19 protein-coding genes are annotated in these 17,960 nt (G+C 71.1%); 7 read left to right on the top strand and 12 right to left on the bottom strand.

The annotated features are described in order from the left end of the window. Positions 1-50 precede the first annotated feature (50 nt). Complete coding sequence (locus CDO81_RS22795) at positions 51-1,196, top strand: GGDEF domain-containing protein (RefSeq protein ID WP_158218392.1); 1,146 nt, start codon at positions 51-53, stop codon at positions 1,194-1,196. A 1-nt stretch (position 1,197) separates the two neighbouring features. On the opposite strand, the gene CDO81_RS22790 is transcribed toward CDO81_RS22795, so the two are convergent. Continuing rightward, entirely contained in the window at positions 1,198-1,698 is a 501-nt protein-coding gene (locus CDO81_RS22790) for a TspO/MBR family protein (protein ID WP_088485543.1), read from the bottom strand. A gap of 192 nt (positions 1,699-1,890) precedes the next feature. Between CDO81_RS22790 and lepB the strand changes: the two genes are divergently transcribed. Together lepB and CDO81_RS22780 are read left to right on the top strand one after the other, a co-directional pair. Beyond that, on the top strand, positions 1,891-2,577 hold the full coding sequence (gene lepB / locus CDO81_RS22785; RefSeq protein WP_193466532.1) for a signal peptidase I: 687 nt from the start codon (positions 1,891-1,893) through the stop codon (positions 2,575-2,577). Positions 2,578-2,682: 105 nt separating this feature from the next. After that, positions 2,683-3,240, top strand: coding sequence for a pyridoxamine 5'-phosphate oxidase family protein (locus tag CDO81_RS22780; protein WP_241517104.1), 558 nt, complete (start codon positions 2,683-2,685; stop codon positions 3,238-3,240). 28 nt (positions 3,241-3,268) lie between these two features. Here CDO81_RS22780 and CDO81_RS22775 read toward each other — a convergent pair whose 3' ends face one another. After that, positions 3,269-3,973 carry a Crp/Fnr family transcriptional regulator gene (locus CDO81_RS22775; RefSeq protein ID WP_241517103.1) on the bottom strand — a complete coding sequence of 235 codons (705 nt, stop codon included), beginning with the start codon at positions 3,971-3,973 and terminating at the stop codon, positions 3,269-3,271. Between the two features lie 87 nt (positions 3,974-4,060). Here CDO81_RS22775 and CDO81_RS22770 point away from each other — a divergent pair, with 87 nt between their 5' ends. Next, on the top strand, positions 4,061-4,585 hold the full coding sequence (locus CDO81_RS22770) for an Mpo1 family 2-hydroxy fatty acid dioxygenase (protein ID WP_088485542.1): 525 nt from the start codon (positions 4,061-4,063) through the stop codon (positions 4,583-4,585). 18 nt (positions 4,586-4,603) lie between these two features. On the opposite strand, the gene CDO81_RS22765 is transcribed toward CDO81_RS22770, so the two are convergent. The 3 genes from CDO81_RS22765 to CDO81_RS22755 are packed head-to-tail and all read right to left on the bottom strand — an operon-like array spanning position 4,604 to position 7,493. Beyond that, entirely contained in the window at positions 4,604-5,239 is a 636-nt protein-coding gene (locus CDO81_RS22765; protein WP_088485541.1) for a class I SAM-dependent methyltransferase, read from the bottom strand. 20 nt (positions 5,240-5,259) lie between these two features. Next, positions 5,260-6,552, bottom strand: coding sequence for an ABC transporter permease (locus CDO81_RS22760; RefSeq protein ID WP_088485540.1), 1,293 nt, complete (start codon positions 6,550-6,552; stop codon positions 5,260-5,262). Between the two features lie 11 nt (positions 6,553-6,563). Then, entirely contained in the window at positions 6,564-7,493 is a 930-nt protein-coding gene (locus CDO81_RS22755; RefSeq protein ID WP_088485539.1) for an ABC transporter ATP-binding protein, read from the bottom strand. Positions 7,494-7,635: 142 nt separating this feature from the next. On the opposite strand from CDO81_RS22755, the gene CDO81_RS22750 reads away from it, so the two are divergent. Further along, a complete protein-coding gene (locus CDO81_RS22750; RefSeq protein ID WP_088485538.1) occupies positions 7,636-8,538 on the top strand; it encodes a lactate/malate family dehydrogenase in 903 nt (300 codons plus the stop codon). A gap of 23 nt (positions 8,539-8,561) precedes the next feature. On the opposite strand, the gene CDO81_RS22745 is transcribed toward CDO81_RS22750, so the two are convergent. Then, on the bottom strand, positions 8,562-9,644 hold the full coding sequence (locus CDO81_RS22745; RefSeq protein WP_088485537.1) for a methyl-accepting chemotaxis protein: 1,083 nt from the start codon (positions 9,642-9,644) through the stop codon (positions 8,562-8,564). Between the two features lie 185 nt (positions 9,645-9,829). On the opposite strand from CDO81_RS22745, the gene CDO81_RS22740 reads away from it, so the two are divergent. Continuing rightward, positions 9,830-10,408: a GNAT family N-acetyltransferase gene (locus CDO81_RS22740; RefSeq protein WP_158218391.1), complete on the top strand. Its 579-nt coding sequence runs from the start codon at positions 9,830-9,832 to the stop codon at positions 10,406-10,408. Here CDO81_RS22740 and CDO81_RS22735 read toward each other — a convergent pair whose 3' ends face one another. From CDO81_RS22735 to CDO81_RS22715, 5 genes are read right to left on the bottom strand one after another with little or no spacing between them, the layout of a single operon-like run. Further along, positions 10,409-11,545, bottom strand: coding sequence for an acyl-CoA dehydrogenase family protein (locus CDO81_RS22735; RefSeq protein ID WP_088485535.1), 1,137 nt, complete (start codon positions 11,543-11,545; stop codon positions 10,409-10,411). Positions 11,546-11,576: 31 nt separating this feature from the next. Then, the gene (locus tag CDO81_RS22730) at positions 11,577-12,242 is read right to left on the bottom strand and encodes an SDR family oxidoreductase (protein WP_088485534.1); all 666 of its coding nucleotides are present in this window, start codon (positions 12,240-12,242) and stop codon (positions 11,577-11,579) included. Then, positions 12,239-12,871 (bottom strand): LysE family translocator, encoded by a 633-nt coding sequence (locus CDO81_RS22725; protein ID WP_088485533.1) that lies wholly within the window; start codon positions 12,869-12,871, stop codon positions 12,239-12,241. Before CDO81_RS22725 ends, CDO81_RS22730 begins: the two co-directional genes overlap by 4 nt. Before the next feature lie 4 nt (positions 12,872-12,875). Next, positions 12,876-14,054 carry an acetyl-CoA C-acyltransferase gene (locus CDO81_RS22720; protein WP_088485532.1) on the bottom strand — a complete coding sequence of 393 codons (1,179 nt, stop codon included), beginning with the start codon at positions 14,052-14,054 and terminating at the stop codon, positions 12,876-12,878. Between the two features lie 59 nt (positions 14,055-14,113). After that, the gene (locus CDO81_RS22715) at positions 14,114-14,962 is read right to left on the bottom strand and encodes an AraC family transcriptional regulator (RefSeq protein ID WP_088485531.1); all 849 of its coding nucleotides are present in this window, start codon (positions 14,960-14,962) and stop codon (positions 14,114-14,116) included. 58 nt (positions 14,963-15,020) lie between these two features. On the opposite strand from CDO81_RS22715, the gene CDO81_RS22710 reads away from it, so the two are divergent. Further along, complete coding sequence (locus CDO81_RS22710; RefSeq protein ID WP_241517102.1) at positions 15,021-16,388, top strand: cytochrome P450; 1,368 nt, start codon at positions 15,021-15,023, stop codon at positions 16,386-16,388. Here CDO81_RS22710 and CDO81_RS22705 read toward each other — a convergent pair. Beyond that, entirely contained in the window at positions 16,370-17,953 is a 1,584-nt protein-coding gene (locus tag CDO81_RS22705) for an SH3 domain-containing protein (RefSeq protein ID WP_088485530.1), read from the bottom strand. The two genes, CDO81_RS22710 and CDO81_RS22705, sit on opposite strands and share 19 nt — an antisense overlap. Positions 17,954-17,960 lie beyond the last annotated feature (7 nt).

Raw genomic sequence — 17,960 nt, 5'->3', positions numbered from 1 at the left:
CACCCCGTGCCCCAGGCACACTGGGGCCTCCCTCGCAGCCCCCGCCTCCCGTGACCGCGCAACCCCTGCTGATCGCGCTCGTTTCCGTGCAGTTCCTGGTGCATGCGCTGGTGTGGGCGATGACCGCCCGCATGGCGCGGCGCTGGCGGGAGGCCGAGGGTCATTTCGCGCTGTTCTGGTTCATGCTGGCCACCGGCCTGATGCTGTTCGTGCCGCCCTGGGACAGCGGCAGCGCACCGCGCAACCTGGCCGATCTGCTGATCATCGCCGCGTCGATGTGCGAGCACCGCGGCCTGGCGCTGCACTGGGGCCGGCGCCTGCCGCTCACGCCCTACGCCCTGGGCCTGGCGGCCGCAGCGGGTGTCGTCGCGGCGAGCTTCCTGATGGACAACGGCCACGGGTTGCGCGTGGCGGTGGTGTGCTTCGGCTGCGCCGCGATGATGGCCGCCAGCGTGCGGCTGATGTGGCGCCAGGGCCGTGCAGCCACGCCGATCTTCGCGCCGGTGGCGGCCGCCGGCTACACGCTGCTGGCCGCCGCCCTGACGGTGCGTGGCGTGCAGGCGCTGATGGTGGGCGCCACCACCAAGATCTCGATCGATGCACCCGTGCACGCCAACATTCCGCTGGCGATCGCCGTGCTGTTCGTCGGCGGGCTGCTGAACCTGGTGCACATCCGCCTGGTGCTCGGCCGCGTGCTGCACCGCCTGGGCCAGCAGGCGCAGACGGATGAATTGACCGGCGCACTCAACCGCCGCGGCCTGCTGCAGCACCTGGAGGCGGTGCATGCGGGTGCCGCGTCAGGCCAGGCCGGTTATGCGCTGCTGATGGTGGACATCGACCACTTCAAGACCATCAACGACCAGCACGGCCACGCCGAAGGCGACCGCGTGCTCAAGGGCGTCTCGGCCAGCCTTCGCAAGGCGCTGCGCGCCGATGACCACGTGGGCCGCTGGGGTGGCGAAGAGTTCTGCGTGCTGCTGCCCCACACGACCCTGCACGACGCGACCCTGCTCGCCGAGCGCATCGCGCGCCGCGTGTCGGACGACGGCCAGCGCGTTCCGGTGACCGTGAGCATCGGGGTGTCGGTGTACACCGCGGGCGACACCGATCTCCAGGCCGTGCTGCGCCGAGCCGATGGTGCGCTTTACGAGGCCAAGGCAGCGGGACGCGATCGGGTGGTGGCGGCGTTGTCGTGACTTAGAGCAACTGCGGGTTGGCCTGCCACACCGTCCAGGTCAGCACCGACGCGAAGCTGACCCAGGCGAGATACGGCAGCATCAGCAGCGCCGCGGGCCTGCGGATGCGCCAGAAGGCCACCATGGTCGCGACGATGAGCACCAGCATCAGCAGCACGTCCGCAAACGCGCCGGCCCCGGTGCGCCAGGCGAAGAACAGCCACGACCACAGCGCATTGGCCACCAGCTGCACGACGAACAGCGTCAGCGCGGCGCGCCGCCCCGGGTGGGCGGCCTCGCGCCACACCAGCCAGGCCGACACCGCCATCAACAGGTAGAGCACTGACCACACCGGGCCGAAAACCGAAGCCGGCGGCGCCCAGCCGGGTTTGGCCAGCTCGGCATAGAAGCCCGGCGCATTGCTGGAGCCGACCGCGCCAAGCCCGGCAAAGACGAACACGAACACCAGCCAGCCCAGCAGGGCGGCGGCCTGGAAGGGGGTGGAACGCTGGGTCAGCTGCATGGAGGCTCCCGTGGAATTGCCGCAACGATAGGCCGTTTTGCTTTCCCCAGCGGCCGGCTGGGGCGCCTGAAGACCGTAGGACATCACCGGCTACCCCACCACTCAGGCGCGCCCGCCGCCATTCGGCCTGCCCGGCCTGCCATTCGCCCGCTGCGGCCCCGCCCGACCGGCCTGTCGGGCCAGCATGCCGCCATGAACCTGCGACGCACCCTCCGCGAGAACCGCGGCTTCCTGCTCTTCCTGCTTGGCTTCGGCCTCTTCCGCACCGCCGTGGCGGACTGGAACCCCATTCCTTCCGCCTCGATGCGCCCCACGCTGCTGGAAGGCGATGTGGTGCTGGTCAACCGGCTGGCCTATGACCTCAAGCTGCCGCTGACCGACGTGGTGCTGCTGCCGCTGGCCGAGCCTCAGCGGGGCGACATCGTCACCCTCAGCTCGCCGGCGGGCGGCACGCGCCTCATCAAGCGCATCGTCGGGCTGCCGGGTGACCGCATCGCGATGCAGGGCGGCGTGTTGATCCTGAATGGGCAGCCGCTCGCCTACACCGACCGCCGCACGGTCGGCGAGCAGCTCGCGCCCGGCTGGCCGGTGGCTGCGGTGCGGGCGACCGAGCAACTGCCTGGCCATTCGCACGCGGTGCAGTTCCTACCCGGCGTGACCGCGCGGCGCGACTTCGCGGAGCGCACCGTGCCGGCGGATGAGTTCTTCCTGCTGGGCGACAACCGCGACAACAGCGAGGACTCGCGCTACATCGGCACCGTGCCCCGCGAGAAGCTGATCGGCCGCGCCCACCATGTGCTGGTGGCAGCCGACTGGCTGGGCGAGGACGGCTGGCGCATGGCGCCGCGCTGGGGCCGCTGGTTCACCGCCCTGCGCTGAGCCGACCGCTGAGCCCACGGCTGAGCCGGTGACGGGCTGGCGGCCTACACCCGGGACTGCGGGTGGGGCCTAACTTGGCGCCATCCCCTTCTTCCGGAGACCGCCATGAACGCACCGCTGATGAATCCCCCCAGCCAGGACCTGACCCCCACCCACGCCGACCGCGAACTCGACGACCTGCGCCGCGACCTGGCCGGCGCGGGCGCCGCCGAAAAGATCAAGGAAATCGTCGACAAGGCCGATACCTGTTTCCTGGTGACCCATGGCGGCGTGCGACCGATGGGCGTGCGCGCCTGTGACGAGGACGGCACGATCTGGTTCCTGAGTGACAAGCACAGCCACAAGAACGCCCAGATCGCGGCCAACCCGCAGGTGGAGCTGTACTTCCAGGCCTCGGAGCATTCGGGCTTCATGCACCTGAGTGGCCAGGCCCAGTTGTCGGAAGACCGCGCGCTGATCGACAAGCTCTGGACACCCCTGGCCCGCACCTGGTTCCCGCAGGGCAAGGAGGATCCGTGCATCAGCGTCATCGGCGTGAAGCCTACGGTCGGCCAGTACTGGGACAACAAGCATGGTGACGCCGTGGCCGGCGTGAAGATGCTGATCGGCGCCGCGTTGGGCAAGCCGCTGACGGACGGCGAGCTGGGCGAGCTGCGACCCTGACGACGCCCGGTGGCGGGCGCCAGGCGAGTCAGCCCGGCGTGGCGTCGCGGCGCAGGGCGTCGAGGTCCAGCACCTCCACCGCGCCGCGTGCACGCCGGAGCGCGCCCGCAGCCTCCAGCTCCTTCAGCGCCTGGTTCACGGTCTGGCGCGACAGCGCCAGCATCGACGCCAATTGCTCTTGCGACACCCGCAGCACCCGCAGGCTCTGGCCGTCGAGCGTGCCGAAGCCCGTGGCCATCAGGGCCAGCCGGCGCGCCAGGCGGGCGCGGGGGGCGAGCAGCACCAGGTCTTCCACCGCAGTGAACGAGGCGCGGATCTTCTGCGTCAGCAGGCGGCCGAAATGCCGCCACCACGCCGGCTGCTCGGCCAGCAACGCCGCCAGCTCAGCCTGGGACACGTGCCACAGCGTGACGGCCGACTCCGCCCAGGCGTCATGCGTGCGGGGCTCGTCGTCGAAGAGCGCGATCTCGCCGAACCACTGCGGCGGATTGAGCACCACCAGCACCGCCTCCTGGCCCGCCTCGTTCACGCCTGTGAAGCGCACCAGCCCCTGCGCCAGGCCATAGAGGCCGTCCGGCGTGTCACCGCGCGAGAACAGCCGCTCGCCCGGCCGCAGCCGACGCTCGCGCAGATGCGCCCGCATCCACGCCTGCAGCGGATCAGGCAGGGAGCGGAACCAGGCGCTGGCCGTCAACACGGCCAGGTGGGCATCGGGAGCAGGCGATCGGGGCACTTGTGTCGGCGGCTGGACAGAACGCGGCCCCGGTTTGTCCCATGATCCGGCCCGCCGGGGCAACCGGCCACACCACAGGAGACGCCCATGAAAACCCTGGAAGACCAGCTCGCCAACTATGCGGCCTACCACCGCGACAGCCGCAACATCGCCACGCACTTCGTCGGCATCCCGCTGATCGTGGTGGCGGTCGCCACGCTGCTGTCCCGCCCGGTGATGCCACTGGCCGGCCTGCCCGTGTCGCCCGCCGTGGCGGTGTCTCTGCTGACCGCGCTGTACTACCTGCGGCTGGACCTGCGCCTCGGGCTGCTGATGACGGCGCTGCTCGCGGGCGCGGTCGCCTTCGGCGCCTGGGCGGCGGGGCAAACGACTGCGCTGTGGCTGACGCTCGGCGTGGGCGGCTTCGCGGTGGGCTGGGTGTTCCAGTTCGTCGGCCACTTCAGGGAGGGCCGCAAGCCGGCCTTCGTGGATGACCTGATCGGCTTGATCATCGGGCCGCTGTTCGTGACGGTGGAGCTGCTCTTTCTGCTCGGGCTCTACGGCGAGCTGCAGCAACGCATCGACGCCCGCGTCGGCTCGGTGCGCCGCGGCCGCACGCCCGCCAGCGCCTGAGGCTGAGGCGCCGCGGCGTCAGGCGTCTTGGAATGCCAGCAGATGCCAGCGGGTGGCGGCGCTGACGAGCACCGCGTCATTTACCACCGCGCTGTGCAGGCGCAGGCCCAGCGGCGCCAGCAGCGCCTGCACCTCGGACGGCGCATGGTTGTGAAACCGGCGCCCGTCGCCGTCTCGATCACCCGCCAGGGCTGACGCGGCCATCTCGGGGAGGGCCAGCAGCAACCGCACGGCGGGCGCAGCCTGCCGAGGCCGCAGCAGGCTGGCCATCGAGGCCAGCGCCGCCGGCAGGTCGGACGGCGCCAGATGCATCAGCACGGCGCTGCACACCACGGCATCGAAGCCCTGCGGCCGCTCCACCGCAAACGGATGCCCGAGGTCCGGCAGGCCCGCATCGGCCAACCGCCCACGCGTGGTCGGGTACAGCCGCTCGGCCTGCGCACGCATGCCGGCATGCGGCTCCACGCCCCAGGCCTGCAGCCCGAGAGCCAGCATGCCGGCCACATCGCGCCCTGCACCGGCGCCCACATCCAGCACGCTGCATCCCACGGGCAGCAGCCGCTCGACCTGGGCCAGCATGGCGCTGCGCGGTGACTCTGCGGCCACACCCTCGTTGGCGTAGCGGTCGTAGAAGGCGTGGGTTCCGGCGTCCATGCGGCACTGTAGCGACGCCCTCACTCCTCCCAGCGGAACCGCCACACGGCGAGCAGCCCGAACGCCGCGCTGAAGGCCAGCATGACGCCGCTGGGCAGCAGGGCCGCCGAGAACGGCTGGCCGCGCCAGGTCATGGCGTCCAGCGCATCCACGGCCCAACGGGTGGGCACGGCCAGCGTCAGGGTCTGCAGCCACTCCGGGAACAGGAAGGACGGCACCCAGGCGCCGCCGAGCATGACCATCAGCAGCGTGGCCAGGATGGCCAGGCCGCGGGTGGCCTCGGGCGTGCGGCCCAGGGCCGCCACCAGCAGGCCGAAGCTGGCGGTCAGCAGCGAGAAGCTCAGCAACACCAGCGCGAAGCCGGGCAGGCTGCCCAGCACCCGCACCCCGAAGGCCGCGATGGCCACCGCATAGATGACGGTGAACACGATCAGCGAGATGACGGCGCTGGCGACGATGCGGCTGCCCAGCAGCTGGCTGCGCGACAAGGGTGCAGCGCGCAGCCGCTTCCACAAGCCCAGGCGGCGCATCATCAAGAGACCCAGCGCCAGCTCCACGCCGCTCATCAGGATGAACTGCACGCCCATGCCGGCGAAGGAGTGTGCATAGCTGTTGTAGGCCACCGGCGCGGCATTGGCGCCGGCCTGCACCGCCTCGATCTCGCGCGTGCGGTAGGGCAGGGACAGGCCGCCTGCGGGCTGAGACCCAGCCGATGCGGCTGACGCCGGCTCGTGCCGCTGCACAGCGCTGATGCTGTCGAACATGCGCACCAGCTCGCTGCGACGTTCGGGGTCCATGCCCTGCGCCGCCTCGACCTCGCGCTTCATGTTGCCCAGCACCGGGCTGTCGGCGCTGAAGGTGCTGCGGCTGACCTCCTGCATCAGCGTCTGCGCGAGCATGCCGCGCACCACCGCCAGGGCGCTGCTCTGGGAGGGGTCGTAGTGCAGCTGGATTTCCGGCTTGCTGCCTGCACCGAACAAGGCCGCCCCGGCCTGCTGACCCAGGCCCGCCGGCAGGATGGCCACCGCGCGCAGCTGGCCGGCGCGCACCTGGGCCAGCGCTTCATCCTCGCGGGCGACGGTGGTCTTGAGCGAGGCCTCTGCCTGGAGGGCCGCCACGACGCGCCGGGACAGCGGGCTGTCGTCGAGGTCGACCACGCCGATCGGGATGCCGGCCATCTTGCTGCTGCCGCCGAACAGGCTGCCGAAGAAGGCCGCGATCAGGATGGGCGCGACGATGCTCATCAGCACCGCGCGGCGGTTGGAGAAGTAGAGCCGGATCTCGGCACGCACGAGGGCAAGAAGAGCTTGCATGGTGGATGTCCTCAGTCCCGCAGGGCGCGGCCGGTGAGTTGCAGGAAGACGTCTTCGAGCGTGGCGCGGCTGGATGCCAGCCCACGCACCCGCACGCCGCGCTGGGCCAGCGCCGCCAGCAGGGGGCCGGCATCGCGCCCCAGGTCGGGCAGCTGCACGTCCAGCCGCTGGCCGGTGCGGCGCAGGCCGGGCAGGCCCGCCAGTGCGGCGTCGTCGGGCTCGCCGTCGAGCTCGATCTGCAGGGTCTGCGCCGCCGGCAGCCGCGCGAACAGCTCGGCCTGCGTGCCGCTGGCGACCACACGACCGTGGTCGATGATGACGATGCGGTCGGCCAGGCGCTCGGCCTCTTCCATGTAGTGCGTGGTGTAGATCAGCGCCTTGCCGGCCGCCTTGAGCGCCTCCAGGTTGTCGAAGATGGCGTTGCGGCTTTGCGGGTCGACGCCGGCCGTGGGCTCGTCCAGCAGCAACACGTCGGGGTCGTGCAACAGCGCGCAGGCGATGTTGAGGCGCCGCTTCATGCCGCCGGAGAAGGTAGCGGGCCGGTCCTGGGCACGGTCGGTCAGGCCCACCAGGGCCAGCACCTCGGCAGCGCGACGACGGATGAGGTCCGGCGCCAGGCCGTACAGCGCGCCGCAGAGTTCCAGATTCATGCGCGCGGGCAGCTCTTCGTACAAGGCGATGTCCTGCGGCACCAGGCCGATGCGCCGCTTGTAGGCCGCCTCGTCGCTCGACAGGCTCACGCCGCCCGAGAGCGTCACCCGGCCGGCGTCCGGCACGGTCAGGCCGCAGATCATGCCCACCGTCGTCGACTTGCCCGCGCCATTGGGCCCGAGCAGGCCGAGCACCTCGCCCGGGCGCAGCGACAGGCTCACGTCCTGCACCGCCACCCGCTCACCATAGACCTTGCGCAGGCCGGTCGCCTGCAACACCTCGTTGACCATGTTCGCCTCTCCTGACTGGATGGCGGCCATGCTAGGCAGCGCGACGCAGCCGCCCCAGCGGCCGGCGACGAATGGCAAGCAGGCGGCGCGAATCGACAGCGGCAGGCCGCCGAGGGGGCTTCACGCCGGCCATACTTCGGGCATGAAAGCACGCATCGGCATCATCGGCACGGGCTGGGTCGGCACCAGCGTCGCCTTTTCCACCCTGCTGGCGGGCCACGCCAGAGAGCTCTGGCTGCACGACCTGCGCATCGACGTGGCCGAGGGCGAAGCCCTGGACCTGGCCGATGGCGCCGCCTTCTACCCGCGCTGCGAGGTCAAGGCGGTGCCGCTGGCGCAGATGCGCGAGGCCGACATCGTCGTGCTGGCCGCGGGCCGCAACGGCCGGGCAGACGAAAGCCGGCTGGACCTGCTGCGCGACAACGCCCGCATCGCCGCGGGCGTCGGCCGGTCGCTGACCGGGTTCGGCGGCATCGTGATCGTCGTGACCAACCCGGTCGACGTGCTGACGCGAGTGGTACGCAGCGCCAGCGGCCTGCCGCCGGAGCGCGTCATCGGCACCGGCACGCTGCTGGACACCGCCCGCCTGCGCCAGCGCCTGGCCGTGAAGCTCGGCGTGGCCACGCAGTCGGTGCATGTGCAGATGGTGGGCGAGCATGGCGACACCTCGGTGCCGCTGTGGTCAGGCGCCCGCGTGGGCGGCGTGCCCTTGCGCGACTGGCCGGGCTGGCAGCCCCAGGACGAGGCGACGCTGGCGCAGGAGGTGCGCCGCGCGGCCTACGAGGTCATCAAGCGCAAGGGCGCCACCAACCATGCCATCGGCCTGGTGACGGCCGAGCTGTTGGGCTGCATCGTGAATGACGAGCGACGATTGCTGCCGGTGTGCCGCGTGCAGGACGATGGGGTTGCGCTGTCGCTGCCGGCCCTGGTGGGGGCGGCCGGCGCCGTGGCGGTGACCGCACCGGCCATGGACCGCGCCGAGCGCGCCGCGCTGGTGACGTCCAGCGACGTGCTGGACCGCGCCTTCGGCACGCTGGCAGCCTGAACGGAGACGTCCGACCGCCGCGCTCAGCGCGTCTTGAAACGCCCGACCAACTCGTTCAGGCGGCTGGCCTGGGCCTTCAGGCTCTCGGCCGCCGCGGCGCCCTCTTCCACCAGGGCGGCGTTCTGTTGCATGGACTGATCGAGTCGGTCCACCGAATCCGCAATCTCACGCAGGCCGGCGCTCTGGGTGCGGGCCAGCTCGGTGGCGTCCTTGATCAGCGACGCCACGCGCTCCACGCTGGCCACCACGTCCTGCATCTGCGTGCCGGCGTCGTTGACGAGGCGTGAGCCGGCATCGACCTGCTCGACACTGGCGCTGATCAAGGACTTGATCTCCTTGGCGGCCCCGGCGGAGCGCTGCGCCAGCGAGCGCACTTCGGACGCCACCACCGCGAAGCCCCGCCCCTGCCCGCCCGCCCGGGCGGCCTCGACGGCGGCGTTCAGCGCCAGGATGTTGGTCTGGAAGGCGATGCCGTCGATGACGCCGATGATGTCGGCAATCTTGCGGCTGCTTTGGCTCACGCCGTTCATGGCCGTCACGGCGTTGAGCACCACCTCGCCGCTCTGGCGCGCCTGGGCGGACGTGGTCTGGGCCAGCGTGCTGGCCTCGTCCATGGCTTCGCTGCTGTGGCGGGCGGCCTCGGTCATCTGCCGCATGGAGCTGGCTGCCTGCTGAAGGTCGGCGCTGCCCTGCTCGGTGCGCTGAGAGAGGTCGAGGTTGCCGGCCGCAATCTCGGTGGCGGCCGTGTTGACCTGCTCGGCGCCGTCGCGCAGCGTGCTCATCATGCCGCGCAGCGTGGTCTGCAGCTTGAGCATCATCGACATGCCGGCACGGGCGCTGGCATTGCCGCGCAGCACGATGTCTTCACGCAGGTCGCCGTCGCTCATGCGCGAGGCACCGCCCATCAGGTCGCGCAGGAAGTCGCCGGTGCTCTTGGCGCCGTCGATGTAGATGAAGGCGATGAGCCCGCCCAGCACCAGGCTGCCGCCGATCAGCCACCCGGCCGACATGCCGGTCAGCACCCCCACGATGACATGCACTTGCAGGGCCACGGTCAGGCCGAGGTACAGCGCCACGCGCTGGGCAATGGAGAGGTTGGCGAACATCGGGACGGGCCTCCTTTTGTCCAACTCAATTTAGCGCAGGGGCGGCGCGCACCCCCTTGACCGGCGACGGAACAGTGACATTTGCACGTTGTGATGTCCACGCAACGTGGCGTTACAAGTCGGAAGCAAAACTCTGACGAAGTTGAGCGATGCTTCGAACCTGTCAGAAAGCTTGCAGTTTGCTTATGTTCCTCCGCCGCCTCAATCTCGAAGACCCCCGTGATCGCGAGATCGCCCAGGAGCTCTTCCTGGCCGCTCCCGAGTACGAAGTCGATGCCTTTGGCCGGCTGCCGTCCAACGACATGGCGCAGCCGCTGGAGGGTCGATTCCCGAGCGCCTGCGCACCCGAGCACCGGCTGACCTTCGCCGCCTTCGACCACGACCGCCCGCTGGGCCTGGCACAGGTCGCCCTGCACATGCCCTCGGCTGATGCCGCTGCCCTGCTGCTACTGCTGGTGCCGGCACCGCTGCGCAAGCAGCACGTGGGCTGCGAGATCGTCGAGCGCCTCAGCCGGCAGGCCCGGCGGTGGCCCGGCATCAGCCAGTGGTACCTCAGCGTGACAGATACCAACACGGGCGGGCTGGCCTTCTGGCGGCACTGCGGTTTCCGCACAACGGCCACCGGGCTCACGGCAGCCGGCTTCACCCACACCATGCATGCGATGACGCGGGCCGTGAAGCAGCGCCCGCTGTGCCAGCGCCATGGCGTACCCGAAGACGACGCGGGCGTGGACGCCCGCAACCTGTTCGCGCGCCTGCGCTGATCAGGCCTGGGCCAGCGCCCGCCCGATCAGGATCTTCTGCACCTCGCTCGTGCCTTCGTAGATCTGGCAGACCCGCACGTCACGGTAGATGCGCTCGACCGGGAAGTCCGCGAGGTAGCCATAGCCGCCGTGGATCTGGATGGCGTCGGAGCAGACCCGCTCGGCCATCTCGCTGGCGAAGAGCTTGGCCATGGCCGCCTCCTTCAGGCAGGGCTTGCCGGCGTCTTTCAGCGCGGCGGCATGCCAGATGAGCTGGCGTGCGGCCTCGATCTGGGTGGCCATGTCGGCCAGCTTGAACTGCACGGCCTGGTGCTCGAAGATCGGCTGGCCGAAGGTGACGCGGTCCTTGCTGTAGCGCAGCGCGGCCTCGAAGGCCGCCCGCGCCATGCCGACTGACTGCGACGCGATACCGATGCGCCCGCCTTCCAGGCCCGACAGCGCGATCTTCAGGCCCTGGCCCTCCTCGCCCAGGCGGTTGGCCGCCGGCACACGGCAGTTCTCGAACAGGATCTGCGCGGTGTCGCTGCTGTGCTGCCCGAGCTTCTCCTCGACGCGCGCGACGGCATAGCCCGGCGTGGTGGTCGGCACCAGGAAGGCGCTGATGCCCTTCTTGCCGGCCGCCTTATCGGTGACGGCCATCACGATGGCCACGTCGCCGTGCTTGCCACTGGTGATGAACTGCTTGACGCCGTTGAGCACATAGTGGTCACCGTCGCGCGTGGCGGTGGTCTTCAGCCCGCCGGCCTCGGAGCCCACATGCGGCTCGGTCAGGCAGAAGGCGCCGAGCATGTCGCCACGCGCCAGGGGCTTGAGGAAGCGCTCTTTCTGGTCGTCGTTGCCGAAGGCCATCAGGATGGAGCAGACCGGGCAGTTGTTGACGCTCACCACGGTGCTGGTGCCGCCATCACCCGCCGCGATCTCTTCCAGGATAACGGCCAGGGCCAGGTAGTCCAAGCCCGCGCCGTCCCATTCGGTGGGCACGGCCACGCCGTAGCAGCCCAGGGCAGCCAAGCCCCTGAGTTGCTCGGCGGGGAAGTGGTGTTGCTTGTCCCAGGCGGCGGCGCGAGGGGCGATTTCGGCTTGCACGTAGGCGCGGATGGCGTCTTGGACGGCGAGGTGGTCGTCACTCAACAGCATGGAGAAGTCCTGTAACAGAAGGGGGCAGGCGTCAGAAGTCCAGCCGCTGCCCGTCGTAATTGAAGAAGCTGCCGGTGTCCGCCGGCTTCACGCTGGCCAGCACGGTGCGCATGCCGGCGATGCTGGTGGGGGCGTCGATGTCCGCGCCCGAGCCGCCCATGTCGGTCCTCACCCAGCCAGGGTGGAAGCTGATGACGGTGGCCTTGCCGGCGAGTGCCAGCGACGCATCCTTCATCACCGAATTGACCGCCGCCTTGGAGGCCCGATAGAGCCAGCCGCTGCCGTTGGTGCGCAGGCCGATGGAACCCATGCGCGACGAGATGATGGCCAGCCGAGCGCCCGGCGCGAGCGCCTCGGCCACCTGGGGCAGCAGACGCATGGGGCCGAGCACATTGGTGCGCATGACAGTGTCGAAGTCGTCCTGCGTGGGCGCGTCCAGCGCTGCCGCGCGCGGGCCGAAGACGCCCGCATTGATGACGACCACATCGAAGGCCTCGCCGTCGATCTGCCAGGCCAGGCCCGACACGCTGGCGGCACTGGCCACATCCAGGGTGAGCGGCTTGGCGCCGAGTTCGGTGATGCGGGCGCGCCCGGCGTCGTCCCGCGCGGTGGCGGTGACGGCCGCCCCGGCCGCGCGGTACTGGCGCACGAATTCCAGCCCCAGCCCGCGCGAGGCGCCAATGATCAGCACATTCATGGTTTGCTCAGGGCCAGCTTGGCAGCCAGCACGGTGAAGAGGCCAGCGCCTCCGAGGTTGAGACTGCGACCCAACCAGGGCCGCGACCGGGCTCGGCGCAGCGGCGTCACCAGCGCGATCAGCCCCAGCAGGAACAGCAGCCCCTGCACGATGAACCAGCCGCCGAGGAAGAGGAAGGCCAGCGTCTTGTCCGGCGCATCCGCCGCGATGAACTGCGGCAGCAGCGCCAGGAAGAACAGCGCCACCTTGGGGTTGAGTGCATTGGTGAAGAAGCCCTGCCGCGCCGTGCGCCACAGCGACGGCGGCGCCACGACCTCGGTCGCTGCGGACGGCGGCTTCAGGCCGGCCCGCGCCATACCCCAGGCGACGTACAGCAGATAGGCGGCACCCACCAGCTTGACCACCGTGAAGGCCTCAGCCGAGGTGGCCAGCAGCGCGGCCAGGCCAAAGGCCGCGGCCAGGGTGTGCAGCACGCAGCCAGCCATGATGCCGACAGCCGCCGCCACGCCCTGGCGCCAGCCGCCGCGCAGCGTGCTGGCGACGGTGTAGGCCATGTCCACGCCGGGCGTGGCGCTCAGCACGAACACCGTCGCGGCGAACAGTGCCAGGTCGTGGGTGCCGAGTGCCATGACGTCAGACCATCTCGACGGCCAGCGCGGTGGCCTCGCCACCGCCGATGCACAGCGCGGCCAGGCCCTTCTTGAGGCCGCGGGCCTTCAGCGCGCCCAGCAGCGTGACGACGATGCGCGCACCGCTGGCGCCGATCGGGTGGCCCAGGGCGACGGCGCCGCCGTTGACGTTGACGATCTCGTGCGGCAGCTTGAACTCGGCCATGGCGGCCATGGTCACGGCAGCGAAGGCTTCGTTCACCTCCCACAGATCCACGTCACCGGCCTGCCAGCCGGCCTTGGCCAGCGCCTTCTGGATGGCGCCCACCGGGGCGGTCGTGAACCAGTCCGGCGCCTGCGCGTGCACCGCGTGGCTGACGATGCGGGCGATGGGCGCCAGGCCACGGGCCTTGGCGGTGCTCTCGCGCATCAGCACCAGCGCGGCGGCACCGTCGGAGATGCTGGAGGAGGTGGCGGCGGTGATGGCGCCGTCCTTCTTGAACGCGGGCTTGAGCGTGGGGATCTTGTCGAGCTTGGCCTTGAAGGGCTGCTCGTCGAACTTGATGACCGTGTCACCCTTGGGGCCGGACAGGGTCACCGGCGCCATCTCCCAGTCGAAGGCGCCGCTTTCGTTGGCGGCCTTGGCGCGCTGGGTGGAGGTGATGGCGTACTGGTCCATGGCCTCGCGGCTGAAGGCGTACTTGGCCACGCACTGCTCGGCAAACACGCCCATGGCCTTGCCGCGCTCGTAGGCGTCTTCCAGGCCGTCCAGGGCCATGTGGTCGTAGACGGCCGAGGCGCCGTACTTGATGCCCTTGCGGGCGAACATGAGGTGAGGCGCGTTGGTCATGCTCTCCATGCCGCCGGCCACCATGACCTCGGCGCTGCCCGCGGCCAGCATGTCGTGCGCGAACATCATGGTGCGCATGCCGGAGCCGCACATCTTGCTCATGGTGACGGCTCCGGCCGAGTCCGGCAGGCCGGCGCGGCGCAGGGCCTGGCGGGCGGGCGCCTGGCCCTGGCCGGCCATCAGGCAGTTGCCCATCAGCACTTCGTCGACAGCATCACCCGGCACGCCGGCACGCTCGACCGCCGCCTTGATGGCGATGGCGCCCAGCTCCCAGCCGGCGAGGCTGGCGAAGTCACCCAGCAGGCCGCCGATGGGCGTGCGGGCGGCGGAAACGATGACGATGGGGTCGGACATGGCAGTCTCCAGAGTTGAAGCGAATCCCGCCATTCTGCTCGTTTTGGTTGACGTTTACGTCAACCACGCCAAAGGCGGTAGGCCCAGAAGGCTTCTTCGGTGGCGATGCGCCGGCGCAGGTCCTCGGGGCTGAAGCCCGTGAGACGGCGGGTTTCCCGGCAGAGGTGGCTCTGGTCGGCGTAGTCGTGGCCAGCGGCGATCTCGGCCCAGTTCACCCCGCCATCTCCTTCAGCTGCAGCGACGGCGTAGAAGGCGCTCTCGGCGCGCGACACGGCCCGCAGCTCGCGCATCGGCAAGCCGGCCCAGGCCTTGATGCGGCGCTCCAGCTGCCGCAGGCTGCGCCCGGCGGCACTGGTGGCGGCGCGCACCGCGAGCGCCTCGGTCCAGGCGGCATAACGGTGGCCGGGCCGATGGGTACCGAGCGCCTGCCAGCGCGGCACGAGGAAGTCCTGCAGCAGCGTCAGTCGGGCCGCGTCATCGGGCGCGGCAGACATCTGCGCCGCCCAGCCCTGCCAGTCGGGCGGCAGCACCGCCAGGGCGTCATGGATCTGGTTCACGTGGCGGTCCAGGGCCACGCCGGTCAGCGCCGTGAAGGCGTCAGGCAACATCAGCAGCTTGAAGGCGCTGATCTCACCCGGGTTGCGGGTGTGGCTGGGCAGCGTGAACGGCCCGGCAAACAACACCGGCGCGTGCACCGGCGCCGCCGGCGGCTGCGAGAACCCGGGCGTGGCCAACCATTCGCTGCGGCCCTCGGCCCACCAGAACAGGCTCACGAGCGGCGTGGCTGGAAAGTAGTTGTCACGTTGCTCGGCAGGCAGCGCGCGGCCGCGGGTGTCGCGCAGCATCACGCCGCGCACACAACCGGCCAGGGCCAGGGGCGGCAGCCAAAGACGTGTGGACGGCTCCATGGCGGGCAGTGTCGCATTCGTTCAAGACTGCAGGCGACACCCCTCGCACCATGCCGCCATGACGACCCTGACCTGGCACGATCTCCCCGCCCACCCCACCCGCTGGTGGGGTCTGGCCGCGCTGCGCGACATGCGGCGCGACTACCTCGGCTTCATCGGTGCCCAGCAGCGCCTGGGCGACCTGGCGGCGCAGCGCATCCTGCGCGAGCGCGTGGTGGATGTGTTCGACCCGGCCCTGGTGCGTGCCTTGATGGTGGACCATGCCGACGCCCTGGTGCGCTGGGCGCGCGGGCCCGAGGTGTTTGCCGACCTGATGGGGCAGTCCGTGCTGGTCACCGAGGGCGCCACCTGGCAGCGGCAGCGCCGCATGCTGATGCCGGCCTTCACGCCCAAGCGCGTGGCGGGCTATGCCGCGCTGATGACGCAGGCCGCCGTGGAGGGCCTGGCGCGTGTGCGCCCGGGCGAGGTGGCGATGGACGCGCTCTACAGCCACCTGACGATGGACGTGATCTCGCGCACACTCTTCAGCACGCCCATCGGCCAGGACACCGCTGCGGCAGCGCACGCGGTGCAGGTGCTCAGCGAGACGGCGCTCGGCGAGATGTTCTGGCCCGTCACGCTGCCCGACTGGCTGCCCCTGCCCGGCAAGGCGGCCAAGCGCCGCGCGAGCCGCCTGCTGCACGGACTGCTGGCCAGCCACATCAACGCTCGTGCCGATGCGGACGACGGGCGCAGCGACCTCCTCGGCATGCTCAAGGCCCTGCGCGACGAGACCACGGGCGAGGCCCTGTCACGGCAGGAGGTCTACGACCAATGCATGGTGAGCTTCCAGGCCGGGCACGAGACCAGCGCCACGGCGCTGCTGTGGTGGAGCTGGCTGCTCGCCACCCACCCGGAGGTGCAGGACCGCGCGCGCGCCGAGGTGGATGCGATGCTCGCCGGCCGGGTGCCGACGGCCGACGATGCCGGTGCGCTGCCCTACTTGTCGGCCACGCTGAAGGAGGCGATGCGGCTGTACCCGCCGGTGGCCGCCATCATGACGCGGCGGCTGACCCGGGACATCACCGTCGGCGGCGTGCAGCTGCCGGCGCGCACCCTGGTGCGGGTGACGCCCTGGCTGCTGCATCGCGACCCGCGCTGCTGGCCCGAGGCCGAAGCCTTCCGGCCGGAGCGCTTCCTGCCCGGCGCGCCGCACGAGATCCCGCGGGGCGCCTACATCCCCTTCGGCCTGGGGCCGCGCGTGTGCCTGGGCCAGCATTTCGCGGTGCTGGAGATGACACTGATTGCGGCGCTCGTGCTGCAGCGCTTCCACCTGAGCCCAGTGGAGGCCAGCCCGCCCGAGCCGCGCATGGCGGTCACGCTGCGGCCAGCCGGCGGCCTGCGACTGCGGCTGGCCGCGCGCGCGCCTCAGCAGCCGCAGCCGTAGCCGAAGGTGTCGACCTCCAGCAGCCGCCAGCGGCCCGCCACATTGGCCAGCAGCAGGCGGTACCAGGGGTCGTCATGGGGCGGCGGCCCGTCCAGATGCCCGGGGCCGCGGCCGGTGGCCTGCAGCCAGGCCAGGTCGGGGATGCCATCGTTGTCGAGGTCGACGGTGCGCCATTCGCCGCTGACAAAGCCGGTCTGGCCACGGTCGAGCTTGAGCACCTGGCGGGTCCAGCGCGCCGGGCCGGCCGGCAGCGGCCGGTTGCTCCAGAGCTGGAACAGCAGCGGCACCCGCCCGGCCGGCGGCGCCTCGATGCCGTTGCGCAACAGCGTGGCGCGGTCGGCCGTGCCGTAGGAGAAGCCGCCGACCCAGCCGTCGCAGTTGACATCGGAGGTGGGGTCCCAGTCGCGGTAGGTGCGCTGGGGCGCGGCACGCTCGTCGCGCACGGTCTGGTCGGCCAGCAGGCTGATGCGGCGCAGCGGCTGGCTCAGGCGGTCGATGCGCGCGCCCGGGGCCACCTCGCCGCGATTGGGCGAGCCGGGCTGCAGCGACTCGTGCAACGCGACCACCTGGCCGCCGAAGCGGGCCGCCAGCGCGGCGATCGATTCGCCGGGCGCGGCGAGCTGGTCCTCGCGCGTCCACCAAGATGGCGCAGCCTCGGGCAGCGCGGGCAGAGCCTTGAGCAGGGCGAGCGTGCGCGGCGCCGCATCGCCATCACGGTCATAGCCCTCCAGGCCCAGGGAGGGCGCACCGTCGCCGGGCAGCGGCTTGAGCAGGCGAGCCCATTCGGGCCAGACCCGCGGCGGGTCGTCCACGCTGACCACCTCGCCGGACAGCCGGGCCTTCATGCGCTCGAGCTGCTCGTCAGGGCCACGCGGCGCCTTCTCGCCCAACTGCGCGCGCTGCTGCTCCACGCCGCGCGCGTAGTAGGCCATCAGCTCCCAGCTGGGCGCGATCCAGAATGCCCGCGCCGGATTGAAGTCGGGATTGCTGCTGCCGTCGGCATGCACCGGCATCGCCAGCGACAGCGCGTTGACCGGGGAGCGCTCCAGATACCGACAGGCGGTGTAGCCGGACAAGGCCGGCCCGTCGATCAGTTGCACCGCGCAATAGCCCGCGGCCGCTTCCGGGCCGGTCAGGCGCACCGCCGTGTTGAGCGCGAGGCTGGCCAGCACCGGCGCATCGGGGCGCGGCTCGGCGCGCAGCTGCAGACGACTGCCGGTCACCCAGCGGCGGTCGGGCGGCACGCCCCCTTCGCCCGCCTTGAGCGGCGCCACCGGCTGTTCGCTCAGGTAGCGGCAGGCGACGTAGCCGGTGTAGCGCAGCGGGCCGGCGCCTTGAACTTCGCACCACTCCGCGCCCGCGGCCGGCGGCCTGGACAGGTCCACGCGATGGCCTTGCGGCAGCCGCTCCAGGATGCGCGCCTGGGCCGAAGGCTCCGCGCGCAGCATCAGGCTGGTGGCCTGCACCCAGCGCACGGTGGGCGGCGGCGTTGCCGCCTGCGCCTGAGGCGCAGCCAGCGCTCCAGCCCCAGCCAGCAGCAGGACGGTCAAGCGAGGGCCGCGCATGCGCTGG

Origin of the sequence: Roseateles puraquae, assembly GCF_002205845.1 — a bacterium.
GTDB classification, from domain to species: domain Bacteria; phylum Pseudomonadota; class Gammaproteobacteria; order Burkholderiales; family Burkholderiaceae_C; genus Pelomonas; species Pelomonas puraquae.
Note: the sequence above shows the minus strand (reverse complement) of the source record. Positions and strands in the feature narration are given on the sequence as shown.